Origin of the sequence: Variovorax sp. CCNWLW235 (genome assembly GCF_037204085.1) — a bacterium.
Lineage (GTDB): Bacteria > Pseudomonadota > Gammaproteobacteria > Burkholderiales > Burkholderiaceae_C > Variovorax.
This window is the reverse complement of sequence record NZ_JBBCBW010000005.1, coordinates 187,410-205,756: the sequence shown is the minus strand read 5'-3', so window position 1 is coordinate 205,756 and position 18,347 is coordinate 187,410. Positions and strand designations below refer to the sequence as shown.

The window sequence follows — 18,347 nt, the reverse complement described above, 5'->3', positions numbered from 1 at the left end:
ATCAGAAGTTCAGCGTGCGCTTGTCCACGGCAAGTGCCGCTTCCTTCGTGGCTTCCGACAGCGACGGGTGCGCGTGGCAGATGCGTGCGATGTCTTCGGCGCTGGCCTTGAACTCCATGGCCACCACGGCTTCGGAGATCAGTTCGCTGGCCTGCGGGCCCACGATGTGCACGCCGAGGATTTCGTCGGTTGCGGCATCGGCCAGGAACTTGACCATGCCGGTCGTGTCGCCCAGTGCGCGTGCGCGGCCGTTTGCCAGGAACGGGAAGGTGCCAGCCTTGTAGGCGCGGCCCGCGGCCTTGAGCTGCTGCTCGGTCTGGCCGACCCACGCGATCTCGGGGCTGGTGTAGATGACCCACGGAACCGTGTTGAAGTTGACGTGGCCGTGCTGGCCTGCAATGCGCTCAGCAACCGCAACGCCCTCTTCCTCGGCCTTGTGCGCGAGCATCGGGCCGCGAACCACGTCGCCGATGGCCCACACGTTGGGCAGGCTGGTCTTGCAGTCGTCGTCCACGGCAATGGCGCCGCGCTCGTCGAGCTTCAGGCCCACGGCTTCGGCGTTCAGGCCGATGGTGTTGGGCACGCGGCCAATCGAGACGATCAGCTTGTCGACCTCGAGCGTCTGGGCTTCACCCTTGGCGTTGGTCCAGGCAACGCTCACGCCCTTCTTGGACGACTTGATCTCGCCGACCTTGACGCCGAGTTCGATCTTGAGCTTCTGCTTATCGAAGGCCTTCTTGGCTTCCTTGGCGATCTGCTCGTCCACCGCGCCGAGGAAAGTCGGCAGCGCTTCCAGCACCGTGACTTCGGCGCCAAGACGGCGCCACACCGAGCCCATTTCCAGGCCGATGACACCGGAGCCGATCAGGCCCAGCTTCTTCGGCACCGCGCCGATGCGCAGCGCGCCGTCGTTCGAGAGAATGTTCTCTTCGTCGAAAGGCGTACCGGGCAATGCGCGGGCGTTGGAGCCCGTGGCCACGATGATGTGCTTGCCGCTGATCGATTCTTCGGCGGCGCCCGCCACCTTGATCTCGTAGCCGGTTTCGTCGGTTTTCACGAACGAACCGCGGCCATGGAAGAAGCTGATCTTGTTCTTCTTGAACAGGTACAGGATGCCGTCGTTGTTCTGCTTCACGACCTGGTCCTTGCGGGCCAGCATCTTGTCGATGTCGAGGCCCAGGCCCTCGACCTTGATGCCGTGGTCGGCAAAGTGGTGGCCGGCCTGCTCGAAGTGCTCGGACGATTGCAGCAGCGCCTTCGACGGAATGCAGCCCACGTTGGTGCAGGTGCCGCCCGGTGCCGGGCCGCCCTTGCCGTTCTTCCACTCGTCGATGCACGCGACGTTGAAGCCGAGTTGCGCCGCGCGAATGGCGGCAATGTAGCCGCCGGGGCCGCCGCCGATGACGATGACGTCGAATTGTTTGTTTGCCATCTGATCAGCCTCCTCAGATGTCGAACAAGAGGCGCGACGGATCTTCCAGCGCTTCCTTCATGGCGACCAGGCCCAGCACGGCTTCGCGGCCGTCGATGATGCGGTGGTCGTAGCTCATGGCAAGGTAGTTCATCGGGCGGATGACGATCTGGCCGTTCTCGACCACGGCGCGGTCCTTGGTGGCGTGCACGCCGAGGATCGCGGACTGGGGCGGGTTGATGATCGGGGTCGAGAGCATCGAGCCGAAGGTGCCGCCGTTCGAGATGGAGAACGTGCCGCCGGTCATCTCTTCGATGCCGAGCTTGCCGTCTTGCGCCTTCTTGCCGTATTCGGCGATCTTCTTCTCGATGTCGGCAAAGCTCATCTGGTCGGCATTGCGCAGGATGGGCACCACCAGGCCGCGCGGCGAACCGACGGCAATACCGATGTCGAAGTAGCCGTGGTACAGGATGTCGTTGCCGTCGACCGATGCGTTGATCACCGGGTACTTCTTCAGCGCATGCACCGCGGCCTTCACGAAGAAGCTCATGAAGCCGAGCTTCACGCCGTGTTCCTTGGTGAAGCTGTCCTGGAAGCGCTTGCGCAGTTCCATCACGGGCGCCATGTTCACTTCGTTGAAGGTCGTGAGGATGGCGTTGGTCGATTGCGATTGCAGCAGGCGCTCGGCAATGCGGGCGCGCAGGCGGCTCATCGGCACGCGCTGCTCTGGGCGTTCGCCCAGGTCGGCCGCGCTGCTGGGTGCGGAAACCTGCGGCAGCGCGGGCTTGGCAGCCGGTGCGGCCACGGTGGCGGCGGGCTTGGCGCCCGAAGCCACGGCGCCGAGCACGTCGCCCTTGGTCACGCGGCCGTCCTTGCCGGTGCCGGCCACGTCGCTGGTCTTCAGGTTGTTGTCGGCCAGCAGCTTGGCGGCGGCGGGCATGGCAACGTCGGACTTCGAACCGCCGGCGGCTGCGGCAGCGGCCGCGGGGGCCGGTGCAGCGGCAGGCGCCGGGGCGGCAGCGGGCGCTGCCGCGGGTGCGGCGGCCGCGCCCTTGCCTTCGGTGTCGATCTTGGCGATCAGCTGGTCGGCCACCACGGTGGCGCCGTCGGGCTGCACGATTTCAGCCAGCACGCCGGCCGAGGGCGCGGGCACTTCGAGCACGACCTTGTCGGTTTCGATCTCGATCAGGATTTCATCGACGGCGACGGCTTCGCCGGCCTTCTTCTTCCAGGTGAGCATGGTGGCTTCGGCCACGGATTCGGAAAGCTGGGGGACTTTGACTTCTACGATAGACATTTGGAGTGAGCTCCGTTTTGTTCTTGAGGGTGTTCGTGTGAAAAGAGGCTTTTGATTACTTGGTCAGCACGAAGCCCTTGAGCTTGCCAAATGCGCCATCGACCAGCGCCTTCTGCTGTTCCTGGTGCAGGTGCGAGTAGCCCACCGCGGGCGATGCCGAAGCGGCACGGCCGGAGTAGCCAAGCTTCTGGCCTTCCTGCATGTTTTCGTGGATGTAGTGCTGCACGAAGAACCAGGCGCCCTGGTTCTGCGGCTCGTCCTGGCACCAGACCACGTCGACGAGATTCGGATACTTCTTGATCTCGGCGGCAAAAGCCTTGTGCGGGAACGGGTAGAGCTGCTCGACGCGGATGATGGCCACGTCCTCGTTGCCCTGCTCTTCGCGCTTCTTGGACAGGTCGTAGTAGACCTTGCCCGAGCAGGCGATCAGGCGCTTGACCTTCTCCGCCTTCAGGCCCTTGCTGTCCGGAATGACCGTCTGGAAGCTGCCCTTGGTGAACTCGGACAGCGGCGACGTTGCGTCCTTGTTGCGCAGCAGCGACTTGGGCGTGAGGATGACGAGCGGCTTGCGCAGGTTGCGCACCATCTGGCGGCGCAGCACGTGGAAGATCTGGCTGGCCGTGGTCGGCTGCACCACCTGCATGTTGGCGTCCGCGCTCAGCTGCATGAAGCGCTCCAGGCGTGCCGAGCTGTGCTCCGGACCCTGGCCTTCGTAGCCGTGCGGCAGCATCATGGTCAGGCCGTTCACGCGGCCCCACTTCACTTCGCCCGAGGCGATGAACTGGTCGATCACCACTTGCGCGCCGTTCACGAAGTCGCCGAACTGGGCCTCCCAGATGACGAGCGTGTTCGGGTCGTTCGAGGCGTAGCCGTATTCGAACGCGAGCACGGCTTCTTCCGACAGGATGGAGTCGATGACGACGAACGGTGCCTGGTTTTCAGCCACGTTCTGCAGCGGCGTGTAGGTGCCTTCGTCGAACTTCTCGCGGTTCTGGTCGTGCAGCACGGCGTGGCGGTGCGTGAACGTGCCACGGCCGCAGTCTTCGCCCGACAGGCGAACCGGGTAGCCGCTGGCCACCAGCGAGGCAAACGCCATGTGCTCGCCCATGCCCCAGTCGACGTTCACGTCGCCGCGGCCCATGGCGGCGCGGTCGTCCAGCACCTTCTTCACGAGCGGGTGTACCGTGAAGCCGGCCGGCACCGTGGTGATCTTCTCGGCCAGGCGCTTCCACTCGCTCGACGGAATCGCGGTGTCGCCGGCGTCGGTCCACTTCTTGTTGAGGTAAGGGCTCCAGTCGACCGCGTACTTGCTCTTGAAGTTGGTGAGCACCGGGTCGATGGTGTTCTTGCCTTCGTCGAAAGCGGCGCGCTGCGCCTTGACCATGTCGTCGCCGAGCGTGTCGCCCAGGCCCTGAGCGGCCAGCTTGTCGGCGTACAGCTTGCGCGTGCCGGGGTGCTGGGCGATCTTCTTGTACATGAGCGGCTGCGTGAGCGAGGGGGTGTCCTGCTCGTTGTGGCCCAGCTTGCGGAAGCAGACGATGTCGACAACCACGTCCTTCTGGAATTCCATGCGGAATTCGAGGGCGAGCTGGGTTGCCAGCACCACGGCTTCCGGGTCGTCGCCGTTCACGTGCAGCACCGGCGCCTCGATCATCTTGACGATGTCCGAGCAGTACAGCGTTGAGCGGCTGTCGCGCGGGTCGCTGGTGGTGAAGCCGATCTGGTTGTTGATGACGATGTGAACCGTGCCGCCGGTGAAGTAGCCGCGCGTTTCGGCCAGCGCCAGCGTTTCCATCACGACGCCCTGGCCTGCGAAGGCGGCGTCGCCGTGCACCAGCACGGGCAGCACCTGCTTGCCGTGCGGGTCGGCGCGGCGGTCCATGCGCGAACGCACGGAGCCTTCGACCACGGGGTTCACGATTTCGAGGTGCGACGGGTTGAACGCAAGGCTGAGGTGCACCGGGCCGCCAGGGGTGGTCACGTCCGAGCTGAAGCCCTGGTGGTACTTGACGTCGCCGCTCGGCAGGTCTTCAGGGGCGGTGTGGTCGAACTCGGCGAACAGGTCGGCCGGGAGCTTGCCCAGCGAATTGACCAGCACGTTCAGGCGGCCGCGGTGGGCCATGCCGATCACGATTTCCTGCACGCCCTTGATGCCGGCCTGGTTGATGAGCTCGTCCATCGAGACGATGAAGCTCTCACCGCCTTCGAGCGAGAAGCGCTTCTGGCCCACGTACTTGGTGTGCAGAAAGCGCTCGAGGCCTTCGGCCGCGGTCAGGCGGTTCAGCACGTGCTTCTTCTGCTCGGCCGTCAGCTTGGGGTTGGTGCGGGCGCTTTCGAGCTTTTGCTGCCACCAGCGCTTGTGGTTCTGGTCGGTGGTGTACATGTACTCGGCGCCCATGGTGCCGCAGTACGTTTCACGCAGGGCATTGAGCAGGTCGCGCAGCGACATGGTCTCTTTGCCGAAGAAGGTGTTGCTGGTGTTGAACACCGTCTCGAGGTCGGCGTCGGTAAAGCCGTAGAACGAGGGCTCGAGTTCCGGAATGGCCGGGCGCTCGGCGCGCTTGAGGGGGTCGAGGTCGGCCCAGCGGGCGCCGACATTGCGGTAGGCGGCAATCAGCTGCTGGACGGCGGTGCGCTTGCGGCCGAGTTCGGAGTCTGCGCCGCTGGCCTGGACCACGCGGGTGGTGCCCTGCTTGGCACGCTCGGCAAAGGCGTTGATGACCGGCTGGTGCGGCACGTCGCGCGCATTGGTGCCGTCGACGGCGGGTACGTTCTGCAGCGCATCGAAATACGAGCGCCAGTTGTCGGGCACGCTGCCGGGGTTGGCAAGGTAGTTTTCGTACATCTCCTCGACATAGGGCGCATTGCCGCCGAAGAGGTAGGTGTTGCCTTGATAGGCGGTGTACGCCGATGGCGTAGATGAATCGCTCATATTCCGCTGACCTTCGCTTCCCTGAAGGAAGCACTAGCTGGTTAAGAAACCTTCCGCGACACGGCTGAACCGGTTGGCGGATGCGACTGTGGCTGGGGAAGGGCCTGAGTACCTTGGCATTGTGCCACGTCAGACATATGACGGCTCGACGCAACTTCGCAAGATAGGCCTTGCTCATTCAGTCAGAAGAAAGTAGTTGTTTGATCTGTTGCAGCGTGGCGGGGTCGTCGATGGTGGTCAGGTCGCCGGGGTCGCGCTGCTCGCACACAGCCTGGATGGCCCGCCGCAGCAGCTTGCCGCTGCGGGTCTTGGGTAGCCCGTTCACAAAGCGCACGCGCGCCGGCCGTGCCAGGGCGCCGAGCTGGTCGGCCACCACTTTCATGATCTCGCCCTCGAGCTTCAGCGCCGCATCGGCATTGGTAACCGCCCCGCCGTCTCCGGGCACGACAAACGCCATGGCCACCTGCCCCTTGAGCGCGTCGGCCACGCCAACCACCGCCACCTCTGCCACGCCTGCGTGGCCCGAGATGCTTTCCTCGATCTCGCGCGTGCCGAGGCGGTGGCCGGCCACGTTGATCACGTCGTCGGTGCGGCCTAGGATGTAGAAGTAGCCGTCTTCGTCGCGAATGCCCCAATCGAAGGTTGAATAGACCATCTTGCCGGGTATGGATTTCCAATAGGTGTCGACGAAGCGCTTGTCGTCTTTCCACACGGTTTGCATGAAGCCCGGCGGCGTAGGGCCCTCGATCACGACCACGCCCTTCTCGTTGGCGCCGGTCAGCTCCTCGCCGGTGGACTCGTGCAGGATCTTCACGCGAAAGCCGTACATCGGCACGCCGGGGCTGCCGAACTTGCTCGGCTTTTTCTCCACGCCGTTGGCAATGGTGATGATCGGCCAGCCCGATTCGGTCTGCCAGTAGTTGTCGATGATCGGCACGCCCAACCCGACGGCAATCCACCGCGCGGTGGGCTCGTCGAGCGGTTCGCCCGCCAGGAACAGCGCGCGCAGGCTCGACAGGTCGTACTTTTTCAGCAGCGCCGGGTCTTGCTTCTTGAGCACGCGCACCGCGGTGGGCGCGCTGAACATCACCGTCACCTTGTACTTTTCGACCAGGCGCCACCAGATGCCGCCGTCGGGCTGCTTGTCGATGCCCTGCGTGGGCAGGCCCTCGTACATCAGGGTGGCCATGCCGCCGATCAGCGGCCCGTAGACGATGTAGCTATGCCCCACCACCCAGCCGATGTCGCTGGTCGAAAAATAGGTTTCGCCCGGCCGTCCGTCAAAGATGTGCTTCATGCTGGCGGCCAGCGCCACCGCATAGCCGCCGACATCGCGCTGCACGCCCTTCGGCTTGCCGGTGGTGCCGCTCGTGTAGATGGTGTAGCTGATGTCGGTAGCGGCCAGCCAGGTGCACGGCACCTCGGTGCCGCCGTGCTTCAGGTTCAGCTCGGCAGCCAGATGGTCGCGGCCGGCGGTGAGCGCCATGGGGGCCAGGCCGCGATCGGTCAGCAGCACGGCCGCCGGCTTGTGCTTCGAAATCCGGATGGCCTCGTCGAGCAGCGGCTTGTACGCAATGACCTTGCCGCCGCGCGAGCCGGCATCGGCGCTCACCACCACCTTGGGTTCTGCGTCCTCGATGCGCGCCGCCAGCGAGCCGCTGGCAAAGCCGCCGAAAACCACGCAATGGATCGCGCCGATCCGTGCGCAGGCCAGCATGGCGAATGCGGCCTCCGGAATCATCGGCATATAGATGAGCACGCGGTCGCCCTTGCCCACCCCGAGCGCGATCAGGCTGGCCGCGGTGCGCAGCACCTCGGCATGCAACTCGCGAAAGCTGTAGGTTTTTTCAGTGCCGGTTTCGGTCGACACGAAGATCAACGCAGGCTGATCGCCACGTGCGGCCAGGTGCCGGTCGACCGCGTTGTGGCACAGGTTGGTGGTTCCATCCACGAACCAGCGGGCAAATGGCGGCTGGCTGGCGTCCAGAACCTGAGTTGGAGGCGTCTTCCAATCGATCAGCTTGGCTTGCTCGGCCCAGAACGCTTCTGGCGCATCCACCGACCGGCGATAGAACTCTTCGTAGCGGCTCATCTGCGATGTCTCCTGGTTATGGAAATCAGCTCCGGCGATCAGCGCCGCCTAAAACTGAATTCATAATTATGGAGATCGATCTTGCAGCAAGCTGACGCGCCGGACAATCAGGTGTCGCCCGCGCAAGTCCGGCGCTGCCGCGGGCCGATCGCAAGACTATCGAACGATCTTCAGCAACTCGGGGAACGCCGGGTGCTCGGCTGTGCGCAGCCACTCGAACCCAACCATCTCGGTGGTCACCAGCTCGGCGCCCGCGCCGGCCAACCGGTCGAAGGCAGCGTCGCGGTTGCGCTCGGTGCGAGAGCTGCAGGCGTCGGTCACCACCCACACCTCGAATTCGTCTTCCAGCAGATCGAGCGCCGTCTGGAGCAGGCACACATGGGCCTCGCAGCCGGCAATCACGATGGTGTTGCGCTCTTCGGCCGCGCCAGCGGGCTTCTGCAGGCGCTTCGGCAGGCTGCGGGCATTGCCCTGCGGCGCCTTGGGCGGAACGCGCAGCCATTCGCCAAGGCCCTCCTCCATGCCGCTGAAATGCATCTTGGGCAAGGTTCGCTGATACAGCGCGCGAATGTCGGGCACCGTTTCGCCGAGCTTCGACGGGTTGTGCTCGGTGCCCCAGACCGGCACTTCGAACAGGCGCGCCATCTTGCCCAGTCGCACGGCGTTCTGCGCCACGGCATCGGCCTCGAAGATCGCAGGCATCAGTTGCGCCTGGTAGTCGATCAAAACGAGTTGGGATTGCGAGGCGTCGAGCAGCATGAACTGATTCTTTCAGATGAAAATTGATTGGGCTAGACCGTACCACCGAAAAGCCGTGCACCTAGACTCCGCCGGATGCGGATCTTTTCACGACGCCTTTCGGCGCGGCGCCCTCTCTCGCTGCTCGGCCTTTGCGCCGTGCTCCTGGTCGCCGGCTGCGGCGGGCTGCGAACGGCCAATGCACCGCTGAAGAGCACGCTCGAAAAGAGCAGTTGCACACCGAATGCCGACACGCTGCTGGTGCTGCTGCCCGGCGCATATTCGCACCCGGACGAATTCACGCGCGAAGGTTTCGTCAAGGCGCTGGGCGTCAACAGGCTCGCGGTGGACGCAATGCTGGCCGATGCGCACCTCGGCTACTACAACAACAAGACCATCCTCGACCGCCTGAGCAAGGATGTGATGGCGCCGGCACGCAGCAAGGGCTACAAGTCGATCTGGATCGTCGGCATCTCGGTTGGCGGTTTCGGCGGGCTCCTCTATGCGCAAACCCACCCCGGCGAACTGGCCGGCCTCGTGACCATCGCGCCCTACCTCGGGGAACGCGCGCTCAGCCTGGACATCGCCAATGCGGGCGGCGTGGCCCGGTGGACCGGGCCGCTTGAGGCTCCGCCGGGCAGCGACCTGCGAACACCGAACGAAACGCAGCTCTGGCAATGGCTGCGGGGCTACGTCGGCCACAGCGCCACATTCGGCGCGCGCCCGCCGCTTTACCTGGGCTACGGCATCGACGACCGGTTTGCTTTCAGCCACCGGCTGCTGGCCGCTGCGCTGCCCGAGGGGCGCGTGTTCACGACCGAGGGCGGCCATGACTGGCCCGAGTGGATGCGACTCTGGCGCCGCATGCTGCCGACGCTGCCTCTGCCGGGCTGCCCCGGCTGAAAAGCAAACTCAATTCGGCCGCAGGCGCAGCAGCTTGCCGTCGGATTCGTCGGTCAGTACATAGAGCAAGCCGTCCGGCCCCTGCTTCACATCGCGAACGCGTGCCCTGCCGTCGGCCAGCAGCTTGTGCTCGGCAGCCACCTTGCCATCCTTCAGCTCGATGCGGTCGAGATAGCCGAACTTGAGCGAACCGACGAAGAGGTTGCCCTTCCACCCAGCGCCGTAGCGGTCGCTGGTCAGAAAAACCATGCCCGACGGCGCAATCGACGGCACCCAGTAGTGCAGCGGCTGCTCCAGGCCGTCCTTGGAGGTGATGCCGTCGCCGATCTTGCCGCCGCCATAGTTTTCGCCATAGGTGATCACCGGCCAGCCGTAGTTGCGGCCGGCCTGCGGCACATTGATTTCGTCGCCGCCTTGCGGACCATGCTCCGTCATCCAGAAACGCCCGTCGGGTGCGAGCGCCGCGCCTTGGCCATTGCGGTGGCCGTAGCTCCAGATTTCGGGCAGCGCACCCGCCCTGCCGACGAACGGGTTGTCCTTGGGCACGGTTCCGTCTTTCGCGATGCGCACGACCTTCCCGATATGGCTGTCGAGCTTCTGCGCGTCTTCCTTGCGGCTGTACCGGTCGCCGAGCGTGAGAAACAGCGTGCCGTCTCGCGCCTCGACGATGCGGCAGCCGAAGTGATTGCGGCTGGACACCTTGGGTTGCTGGCTGAAGATGATGCGCAGGTTCTCCAGCTTCGAGCCGTCTTCCGAAAGCTGTGCGCGAGCCAGCGCGGTGCTGTTGGCCGAGCCCCCGGCCGCCGGCTCGGAGAAGCAGAAATACAGCGTGCGGTTCTTGTCGAAGGCTGAATCCGCCAGCACGTCGAGCAGGCCGCCCTGGCCGCCCGCCGCAATCGCGGGCAGCCCGGTTACTGGCGGGCTGATTTTTCCGTCCGCGGCAATCACCCGCAACCGGCCGGCACGCTCGGTCACTGCAAAACGGCCATCCGGCAAGAAGGCGACGCCCCATGGATTCTCGAGACCGGACGAAATGGTCTCAGGGCGTATTTGCGCTACAACGGTGCCCGCAAGCGCCAACCCAGCGAAGACAGCCGCGCGGCTCATAAGCCGAAAGTTCGATCCAATTTGCAAGTTCATGGCTTTTGCGGGGAGTTGCAGCAATGTTGCGAGATTTTGTCGATCAAACCCGCACCATTAGCAGATTGACCCTTGGTGCCGAGGCTCATTCGCGCGCAATCGCTTATGGTTCATAAAGGTCGGCCGTTACATTTTTTCTTCGACCAAATCGGAAAATTTCAACCAGATCAAGGATTTGCAGATACATTCGCCAATTCGGATGAGGTTGACATAACCGCGCGTCATCAATATCCTACGCGCCATGCGTTTTTTCGTCCTACCCGCTTCCCTCCTGTTTGCCGTCGCCGTCCAGGCCGCTCCTCAACAGGACCGAACCGATGACGAACTGGCCCGCCTCCTTGCCGACAAGGGCCTGATCGGACAACTCCAGCAGGTTCGCCAAACCGTCACCGAACGGACTTCCGATCTGGTGGTTACCGCCATCGGCTTCCTGGGCGTTCCGTATCGCCGCGGCGGCAACTCGGCGGAATCCGGGTTCGATTGCAGCGGCTTCGTTCGCGCCATGTACAACCAGACGGTCGGCCACCTGCTGCCCCGCCGCGCCGAAGAACAAGCCGCGGCCACCGAAAAGATCGACCGCAGCCAGCTCAAGCCCGGCGATCTCGTTTTCTTCAACACCATGCGCCGCGCCTTCAGCCATGTTGGCATCTATGTCGGCGAAGGCAAGTTCATCCATTCGCCGCGCACCGGCGCCCAGGTGCGGGTGGAAGACATGAACGGCAGCTACTGGAGCCGCCGCTTCGACGGAGCCCGCCGCGTGCTTGGCGGCGCGCCCAATGACGAGGTCAAGGCCGCGGCCACAGCCGCGATCCGCTCCGGCGACTGAGCCGCCCGCCCTTCAAGCCATAAAAAATCCCGCCGCGGCGGGATTTTTTTATGGCCGCTCCGATTATCCGGAGCGGCTCAACCGGCTCGTCAGGCCTTCTTTGCAGGCGGCAGGTCGGTACAGGTACCGTGCGCCACCTCGGCCGCCATGCCGATGCTTTCGCCCAGCGTCGGGTGCGGGTGAATGGTCTTGCCGATGTCGATCTCGTCGGCGCCCATTTCAATGGCCAGCGCAATCTCGCCGAGCATGTCGCCTGCATGCGTGCCCACGATGCCGCCGCCGAGAATGCGGTGCGTTTCGGCGTCGAACAGCAGCTTGGTAAAGCCCTCGTCGCGGCCGTTGGCAATGGCGCGGCCCGAAGCACTCCACGGGAAGTGGCCCTTCTTGATCTTGATGCCTTCCGCCTTGGCCTGGTCTTCGGTAAGGCCGACCCATGCCACTTCGGGGTCGGTGTAGGCCACGCTCGGGATCACCCGGGCGTTGAAGGCGGCGCTCGAAAGCTCCTTGTCGCCCTTCTGTTCGCCGGCAATCACCTCGGCCGCCACGTGCGCCTCGTGCACCGCCTTGTGCGCCAGCATGGGCTGGCCCACGATGTCGCCGATGGCGAAGATGTGGGGCACGTTGGTGCGCATCTGGATGTCGACCGGAATGAAGCCGCGGTCGCTCACCGTCACGCCCGCCTTCTCGGCGCCGATCTTCTTGCCGTTGGGGCTGCGGCCCACGGCTTGCAGCACCAGGTCATACACCTGCGGCTCCTTCGGTGCGTTCTCGCCCTCGAAGGTGACCTTGATGCCTTCCTTCGTGGCTTCGGCGCCGACCGTCTTGGTCTTGAGCATGATGTTGTCGAAGCGCGGCGCGTTCATCTTCTGCCACACCTTGACCAAGTCGCGGTCGGCGCCCTGCATCAGGCCGTCGAGCATTTCGACCACGTCGAGGCGCGCGCCCAGCGTGGAATACACCGTGCCCATTTCCAGGCCGATGATGCCGCCGCCCAGGATCAGCATGCGCTTGGGATCGGTTCCCATCTCGAGCGCGCCGGTCGAATCCACCACACGCGGATCGTTCTTCGGCATGAACGGCAGGCTCACGGCCTGCGAACCGGCCGCGATGATCGCGTTGCGGAACTTGACGGTCTGCTTCTTGCCGGTGGTGTCCCAACTGGCGCCGGACGTCTCGTCCACTTCCAAGTGATAGGGGTCGATGAAGTTGCCGACGCCGCGCAGCACCGTCACCTTGCGCATCTTGGCCATGGCCGTGAGGCCGCCGGTGAGCTTGCCTACCACCTTGTTTTTGTGGCCGAGCAGCTTGGCGCGGTCGACTGTGGGGGCTGCAAAGCTCACGCCCAGGTCGGCGAAGTGCTTGACCTCGTCCATGACCGACGCCACGTGCAGTAGCGCCTTCGACGGAATGCAGCCCACGTTGAGGCAAACGCCGCCAAGCGTGGCGTAGCGCTCGATCAGCACCACCTTCAGGCCGAGATCGGCAGCGCGGAATGCGGCCGAGTAGCCGCCAGGGCCGGCGCCGAGCACGACGACGTCGCATTCGACATCGACCTTTCCGCCGTAGGTGGAAGCGACGGGCGCCGCGGCCGGAGCGGGCGCAGGAGCCGCCTTGGGAGCGGGCGCCGCGGCGGCTGGCGCTGGAGCGGCTGCTGCGGGCGCGGGCGCTGCGGCACCGTCCACCTCCAGCGTCAGCACCACGGAGCCTTCCTTGACCTTGTCGCCCACCTTGACGGCGAGCGACTTCACCACGCCGGCAGCCGACGATGGAATTTCCATGGAAGCCTTGTCCGACTCGACCGTGATCAGCGACTGCTCGGCCTTGACCGTGTCGCCGACGTTGACCAGCACCTCGATCACCGCGACTTCGTCGAAGTCGCCGATGTCAGGCACTTTGATTTGTTGTTCGCTCATTTGGACACTTTCAGTTTGAGTGTGAGAACGTCGACCGGTGGGGCCGAATTGCGATCGAATTCGCAGGCGGCGGCGATTCCCGCCTCCGCCACGTCGCGCGCGGTGCGCGACTTGATGTCATAGGCCGCATGCATGGCGCCGAGCGCAAAGCTGCGTCCCGAGCCGATGCTCCAGAACTGCTTGAACTCGAACACCTCGCGGTAGCTGTAGATGCCGTAGATGCCGCTCTGGTTGGCCATCAGCATCGTGAACTGGCTCGACTCGTAGGGCTCATGCTCGTCTTCCTTGGTCTGCATGAAGAACGAGTCTTTCAGCACCGGGTGCAGCAGAGTGAAGGTGCGGAAGATCTCGTGCTTGCTGCCGAACAGCAGCGCCTCGCGCGGCTGCGCGGCCAGCGCATGCTGCAGCACCAGGAAGTGCGCAGCAGCCCCGGCCACGGCAAAGAGGCTCTGCCCCGCCGCATCGTCGATGGTGAAGATCTTCTGGTTGGCCTCGGCGCGGTGCGAAAGCCGCGTGTCGCCGAAGGTCACCAGGGAATCTGCCGCCATCGTGACCTGGCCGCCTTTGCGGACGGCCACTACGGTGGTCATAGCAGGATTCGACGGTAATCCGCGAGCACCTGGCCCAGGTAGGCGTTGAAGCGCGCAGCCAGGGCTCCATCGATCACGCGGTGGTCGTAGGACAGCGACAGCGGCAGCGTCAGGCGCGGTACGAACTGCTTGCCGTCCCACACCGGCTTCATCTGGCCCTTGGAGAGGCCGAGGATGGCCACTTCGGGGGCATTGATGATGGGCGTGAAATGCGTGCCGCCGATGCCGCCGAGCGAGCTGATCGAGAAGCAGCCGCCCTGCATGTCGGCCGAGCCGAGCTTGCCGTCACGCGCTTTCTTGGCGAGTTCGCCCATCTCCGCGCTGATCTGCAGAATGCCCTTCTTGTCGGCATCTTTCAGCACCGGCACCACGAGTCCATTGGGCGTGTCGGCCGCAAAGCCGATGTTGTAGTACTGCTTGTAGACGAGTTGGTCGCCATCGAGGCTGGCGTTGAAGTCAGGGAATTTCTTCAGCGCCGCAACCACTGCCTTGATCACGAAGGCCAGCATCGTGACCTTGATGCCCGACTTTTCGTTTTCCTTGTTGGTCGAGACCCGGAAAGCTTCGAGCTCGGTGATGTCGGCTTCGTCGTTGTTGGTGACGTGCGGAATCATCACCCAGTTGCGGTGCAGGTTGGCACCGCTGAGCTTCTTGATGCGCGACAGGTCCTTGCGCTCGACTGCGCCGAACTTCGCGAAGTCGACCTTCGGCCACGGAATGAGGCCCAGTGCCGCGCCGTCCGCGCTGCCGCCACCGGCGGGTGCCTTGGCTGCGGATGCCTTCGTGCTGGCCTGGCCGCTCATCACGGCCTTGGTGAAGCTCTGGACGTCTTCCTGGGTGATGCGACCCTTGGGACCGGAACCCTTGACCTCTTCGAGCGGCACGCCGAGTTCGCGGGCGAACTTGCGCACCGAGGGGGACGCATGCGGCAGCTTGCCGGTGGGCGCCACAGTGGGTTCGTGCGGTGCCGGTGCGGGTGCACCCTCACCCCGGCCCTCTCCCGCAGGGGCGGGAGAGGGAGAGGAAACCGGAGCAGCTGCCGCGGCCGGACTGGCTCCCTCGCCCCTCTGGGGAGAGGGTTGGGGTGAGGGGCTGGCGGCGGCCGAACCTTCCAGCACGGCAATCAGGTCACCGATATTGACCGTATCGCCCACCTTGACCTTGAGCTCCTTGAGCACGCCCGCAGCCGACGACGGAATTTCCATCGAGGCCTTGTCCGATTCGACGGTGATCAGCGACTGGTCGGCCGCGATGGTGTCGCCGGGTTTCACCAGCAACTCGATGACCGCGACATCCTTGAAATCGCCGATGTCGGGCACCTTGATCTCGATGGGTCCCGAAGCCGCAGGCGCGGCAGCCGGAGCTGGCGCCACGGCTGCGGGCGCCGGGGCGGCAGCCGCAGGAGCAGGAGCCGCTGCAGGCGCCGGTGTCGGCGCTGCCGCAGCCCCTTCGGCCTCGAGCACCAGAACCACGGAGCCCTCTTTCACCTTGCCGCCGACTTCGACCTTGATTTCCTTCACCACACCGGCGGTCGACGACGGAATTTCCATCGACGCCTTGTCCGATTCGACGGTGATGAGCGACTGCTCGGCCTTGACCGTGTCGCCCACCTTCACAAGCACCTCGATCACCGCGACTTCATCGAAATCGCCGATGTCCGGCACCTTCACTTCCACTGCTGCCATATCGTTGTCTCCCGCCGTGAGGCGCCGTTCGTTCGTTGGTTGTTGATGTTCAGGCGTAAAGCGGGTTGACCTTGTCGACATTGATGCCGTACTTCTTGATCGCTTCCACCACCTTGGCTACGGGCACGGTGCCATCTTCGCTCAACGCCTTGAGCGCGGCCACCACGATGTAGTGGCGGTTGATTTCGAAGTGCTCGCGCAGCTTGTTGCGGAAGTCGCTGCGGCCGAAGCCGTCGGTGCCCAGCACCTTGTAGTTGCGGCCCTTCGGAATGAAGGGACGGATCTGCTCCGCGTAGGCCTTCATGTAGTCGGTCGACGCGATCACCGGGCCGGCGGTAGGCGCGAGCTGCTCGGCCACGAAAGGCACGCGCGGCGTCTGGTCGGGGTGCAGCAGGTTCCAGCGGTCGGCGTCCTGGCCGTCGCGCGTCAACTCGTTGAAGCTCGGGCAGCTCCACACCGAGGCGGACACGCCCCAATCCTTCTCGAGCAGCTCTTGCGCGGCAAAGCTTTCACGCAGGATGGTGCCGCTGCCCAGCAGTTGCACCGTGGGTGCCTTGGCCTTGAGCGCGGGGCCCTGCTTCGACAGGTACATGCCCTTGATGATCTGCTCTTCGGTGCCGGGCTGCAGGCCGGGCATTGCGTAGTTCTCGTTGAGCAGCGTCAGGTAGTAATAGACGTTGTCCTGCTTCTCGACCATGCGCTTGAGGCCGTGGTGCAGGATCACGCCCACTTCGTGCGCGAAGGTCGGGTCGTAGCTCACGCAGTTGGGAATGGTGTTGGCCAGGATGTGGCTGTGGCCGTCTTCGTGCTGCAGGCCTTCGCCGTTGAGCGTGGTGCGCCCCGACGTGCCGCCCAGCAGGAAGCCGCGCGCCTGCATGTCGCCCGCCGCCCAGGCCAGGTCGCCGATGCGCTGGAAGCCGAACATCGAGTAGTACACGTAGAACGGCACCATGATGCGGTTGTTGGTGCTGTACGACGTGGCCGCGGCAATCCAGCTGGACATGCCGCCGGCTTCGTTGATGCCTTCCTGCAGGATCTGGCCGGCCTTGTCTTCCTTGTAGTACATGACCTGGTCCTTGTCGACCGGGGTGTACTGCTGGCCTGCGGGGTTGTAGATGCCGATCTGGCGGAACAACCCTTCCATGCCGAAGGTGCGGGCCTCGTCCACCAGAATGGGCACCACACGCGGTCCGAGCGCCTTGTCGCGCAGAAGCTGCGTGAGAAAGCGCACGTAGGCCTGCGTGGTCGAGATCTCGCGGCCTTCGGCCGTGGGCTCCATCACCGACTTGAAGGTGTCGAGCGAAGGCACCGTGAAGCTCTCGTCCGCCTTTGTGCGGCGGTGCGGCAGGTAGCCGCCCAAGGCCTTGCGGCGCTCGTGCAGGTACTTCATTTCCGGTGTGTCGTCGGCCGGCTTGTAGAACGGCAGGTCGGCAATCTTGCTGTCCGGAATCGGAATATTGAAGCGGTCGCGGAAGGCCATGATGTCCTCGTCGCTGAGCTTCTTCGTCTGGTGGACGTTGTTCTTGCCCTCGCCGATCTTGCCCATGCCGAAGCCCTTGACCGTCTTGATCAGGAGCACCGTGGGCTGGCCCTTGTGCTTCACGGCCGCATCGAAGGCCGCGTAGACCTTTTGCGAATCGTGGCCGCCGCGGCGCAGTTGCCAGATGTCGTCGTCGCTCATCTTGGACACCATCTCGAGCGTGCGCGGATCGCGGCCGAAGAAGTGCTTGCGAACGTAGGCGCCGTCATTGGCCTTGAAGGCCTGGTAGTCGCCGTCGTTGGTCTCCATCATGATCTTGCGGAGCGCACCGTCCTTGTCGCGCGCCAGCAGCTGGTCCCAGCCGCTGCCCCAGATCAGCTTGATGACGTTCCAGCCCGAACCGCGGAATTCGCCTTCGAGCTCCTGGATGATCTTGCCATTGCCGCGCACCGGGCCGTCCAGGCGCTGCAGGTTGCAGTTGATGACGAAGATCAGGTTGTCGAGGCCCTCGCGCGCGGCCAAGCCGATGGCGCCAAGCGATTCGACTTCGTCCATTTCGCCGTCGCCGCAGAACACCCAGACCTTGCGGTTCTCGGTGTTGGCAATGCCGCGGGCATGCAGGTACTTGAGAAAGCGGGCCTGGTAGATGGCCATCAGCGGGCCGAGGCCCATCGACACCGTGGGGAACTGCCAGAACTCGGGCATCAGCTTCGGATGCGGGTAGCTCGACAGGCCCTTGCCGTCGACTTCCTGGCGGAAGTTGAGCAGTTGCTCTTCGGTCAGGCGGCCTTCCAGGTAGGCGCGGGCATAGATGCCGGGCGACACGTGGCCCTGGATGTAGAGGCAGTCGCCGCCGTGGTTTTCGCTCTCGGCGTGCCAGAAGTGGTTGAAGCCGGCCCCGAACATGTTGGCCAGCGAAGCGAAGGAGCCGATGTGGCCGCCCAGGTCGCCGCCTTCGGGCGGATGATGGCGGTTGGCCTTGACCACCATGGCCATGGCGTTCCATCGCATGTAGGCGCGCAGGCGCTCCTCGATCTCGAGGTTGCCGGGGCAACGCTCTTCCTGGTCGGGTTCCAGGGTGTTGACGTAGGCAGTGTTGGCCGAGAAAGGCTTGTCGATGCTGTGCTGCCGCGCATGCTCGAGCAACTGCTCTAGAAGGAAGTGAGCCCGCTCAGGCCCCTCGCTCTGAATAACGGAGGACAGTGCATCCATCCATTCACGGGTCTCCTGGGCGTCCGCGTCATTCGCGGCCGAGCCGAACAGGTTCTCGGGATTTGCCGACATGCTTGTCTCTCCTATTGGGGCTGTGGCTGTAATTTAAGTGCGGTCTTCGATAAACG

At 64.4% G+C, this 18,347-nt stretch carries 12 protein-coding genes; 2 read left to right on the top strand and 10 right to left on the bottom strand.

Annotation, left to right across the window (positions count from 1 at the left end; translation table 11 throughout):
- Window position 1: 1 nt before the first annotated feature.
- The 5 genes from lpdA (V9L21_RS08515) to V9L21_RS08495 all read right to left on the bottom strand — a co-directional run bounded on the left by lpdA (V9L21_RS08515) (window position 2) and on the right by V9L21_RS08495 (window position 8,491).
- Window positions 2–1,432 carry a dihydrolipoyl dehydrogenase gene (gene lpdA / locus V9L21_RS08515; RefSeq protein ID WP_157613537.1) on the bottom strand — a complete coding sequence of 477 codons (1,431 nt, stop codon included), beginning with the start codon at window positions 1,430–1,432 and terminating at the stop codon, window positions 2–4.
- Between the two features lie 13 nt (window positions 1,433–1,445).
- Window positions 1,446–2,708 (bottom strand): 2-oxoglutarate dehydrogenase complex dihydrolipoyllysine-residue succinyltransferase, encoded by a 1,263-nt coding sequence (odhB, locus tag V9L21_RS08510; RefSeq protein WP_337310897.1) that lies wholly within the window; start codon window positions 2,706–2,708, stop codon window positions 1,446–1,448.
- Between the two features lie 55 nt (window positions 2,709–2,763).
- A complete protein-coding gene (locus V9L21_RS08505) occupies window positions 2,764–5,640 on the bottom strand; it encodes a 2-oxoglutarate dehydrogenase E1 component (protein WP_337310895.1) in 2,877 nt (958 codons plus the stop codon).
- Window positions 5,641–5,818: 178 nt separating this feature from the next.
- Entirely contained in the window at window positions 5,819–7,771 is a 1,953-nt protein-coding gene (locus V9L21_RS08500) for a propionate--CoA ligase (RefSeq protein WP_337311053.1), read from the bottom strand.
- Between the two features lie 117 nt (window positions 7,772–7,888).
- Window positions 7,889–8,491 (bottom strand): isochorismatase family protein, encoded by a 603-nt coding sequence (locus V9L21_RS08495; RefSeq protein ID WP_337310893.1) that lies wholly within the window; start codon window positions 8,489–8,491, stop codon window positions 7,889–7,891.
- Between the two features lie 75 nt (window positions 8,492–8,566).
- Here V9L21_RS08495 and V9L21_RS08490 point away from each other — a divergent pair, with 75 nt between their 5' ends.
- Complete coding sequence (locus V9L21_RS08490) at window positions 8,567–9,373, top strand: alpha/beta fold hydrolase (RefSeq protein WP_337310891.1); 807 nt, start codon at window positions 8,567–8,569, stop codon at window positions 9,371–9,373.
- 9 nt (window positions 9,374–9,382) lie between these two features.
- On the opposite strand, the gene V9L21_RS08485 is transcribed toward V9L21_RS08490, so the two are convergent.
- Entirely contained in the window at window positions 9,383–10,480 is a 1,098-nt protein-coding gene (locus tag V9L21_RS08485) for a PQQ-dependent sugar dehydrogenase (RefSeq protein ID WP_337311051.1), read from the bottom strand.
- A 274-nt stretch (window positions 10,481–10,754) separates the two neighbouring features.
- Here V9L21_RS08485 and V9L21_RS08480 point away from each other — a divergent pair, with 274 nt between their 5' ends.
- The gene (locus V9L21_RS08480) at window positions 10,755–11,339 is read left to right on the top strand and encodes a C40 family peptidase (protein WP_337310889.1); all 585 of its coding nucleotides are present in this window, start codon (window positions 10,755–10,757) and stop codon (window positions 11,337–11,339) included.
- An 89-nt stretch (window positions 11,340–11,428) separates the two neighbouring features.
- On the opposite strand, the gene lpdA (V9L21_RS08475) is transcribed toward V9L21_RS08480, so the two are convergent.
- The 4 genes from lpdA (V9L21_RS08475) to aceE are packed head-to-tail and all read right to left on the bottom strand — an operon-like array spanning window position 11,429 to window position 18,291.
- Entirely contained in the window at window positions 11,429–13,252 is a 1,824-nt protein-coding gene (gene lpdA, locus V9L21_RS08475) for a dihydrolipoyl dehydrogenase (RefSeq protein ID WP_337310887.1), read from the bottom strand.
- Window positions 13,249–13,842, bottom strand: a complete 594-nt coding sequence (locus tag V9L21_RS08470; RefSeq protein WP_337310885.1) for an MFS transporter — start codon at window positions 13,840–13,842, stop codon at window positions 13,249–13,251. The genes lpdA (V9L21_RS08475) and V9L21_RS08470 overlap by 4 nt, the downstream gene beginning before the upstream one ends.
- Window positions 13,839–15,527 (bottom strand): dihydrolipoyllysine-residue acetyltransferase, encoded by a 1,689-nt coding sequence (gene aceF / locus V9L21_RS08465; protein WP_337310883.1) that lies wholly within the window; start codon window positions 15,525–15,527, stop codon window positions 13,839–13,841. Before aceF ends, V9L21_RS08470 begins: the two co-directional genes overlap by 4 nt.
- Window positions 15,528–15,576: 49 nt before the next feature.
- Entirely contained in the window at window positions 15,577–18,291 is a 2,715-nt protein-coding gene (gene aceE / locus V9L21_RS08460; RefSeq protein WP_337310881.1) for a pyruvate dehydrogenase (acetyl-transferring), homodimeric type, read from the bottom strand.
- Between the last annotated feature and the right edge of the window lie 56 nt (window positions 18,292–18,347).

What these genes read in the sequence shown, in the direction of transcription:
- lpdA (WP_157613537.1), bottom strand. Translation starts at nt 1,432, where the DNA reads ATGGCAAACAAACAATTCGACGTCATCGTCATCGGCGGCGGCCCCGGC.
- odhB (WP_337310897.1), bottom strand. Translation starts at nt 2,708, where the DNA reads ATGTCTATCGTAGAAGTCAAAGTCCCCCAGCTTTCCGAATCCGTGGCC.
- V9L21_RS08505 (WP_337310895.1), bottom strand. Translation starts at nt 5,640, where the DNA reads ATGAGCGATTCATCTACGCCATCGGCGTACACCGCCTATCAAGGCAAC.
- V9L21_RS08495 (WP_337310893.1), bottom strand. Translation starts at nt 8,491, where the DNA reads ATGCTGCTCGACGCCTCGCAATCCCAACTCGTTTTGATCGACTACCAG.
- V9L21_RS08490 (WP_337310891.1), top strand. Translation starts at nt 8,567, where the DNA reads ATGCGGATCTTTTCACGACGCCTTTCGGCGCGGCGCCCTCTCTCGCTG.
- V9L21_RS08485 (WP_337311051.1), bottom strand. Translation starts at nt 10,480, where the DNA reads ATGAGCCGCGCGGCTGTCTTCGCTGGGTTGGCGCTTGCGGGCACCGTT.
- V9L21_RS08480 (WP_337310889.1), top strand. Translation starts at nt 10,755, where the DNA reads ATGCGTTTTTTCGTCCTACCCGCTTCCCTCCTGTTTGCCGTCGCCGTC.
- lpdA (WP_337310887.1), bottom strand. Translation starts at nt 13,252, where the DNA reads ATGAGCGAACAACAAATCAAAGTGCCTGACATCGGCGACTTCGACGAA.
- V9L21_RS08470 (WP_337310885.1), bottom strand. Translation starts at nt 13,842, where the DNA reads ATGACCACCGTAGTGGCCGTCCGCAAAGGCGGCCAGGTCACGATGGCG.
- aceF (WP_337310883.1), bottom strand. Translation starts at nt 15,527, where the DNA reads ATGGCAGCAGTGGAAGTGAAGGTGCCGGACATCGGCGATTTCGATGAA.
- aceE (WP_337310881.1), bottom strand. Translation starts at nt 18,291, where the DNA reads ATGTCGGCAAATCCCGAGAACCTGTTCGGCTCGGCCGCGAATGACGCG.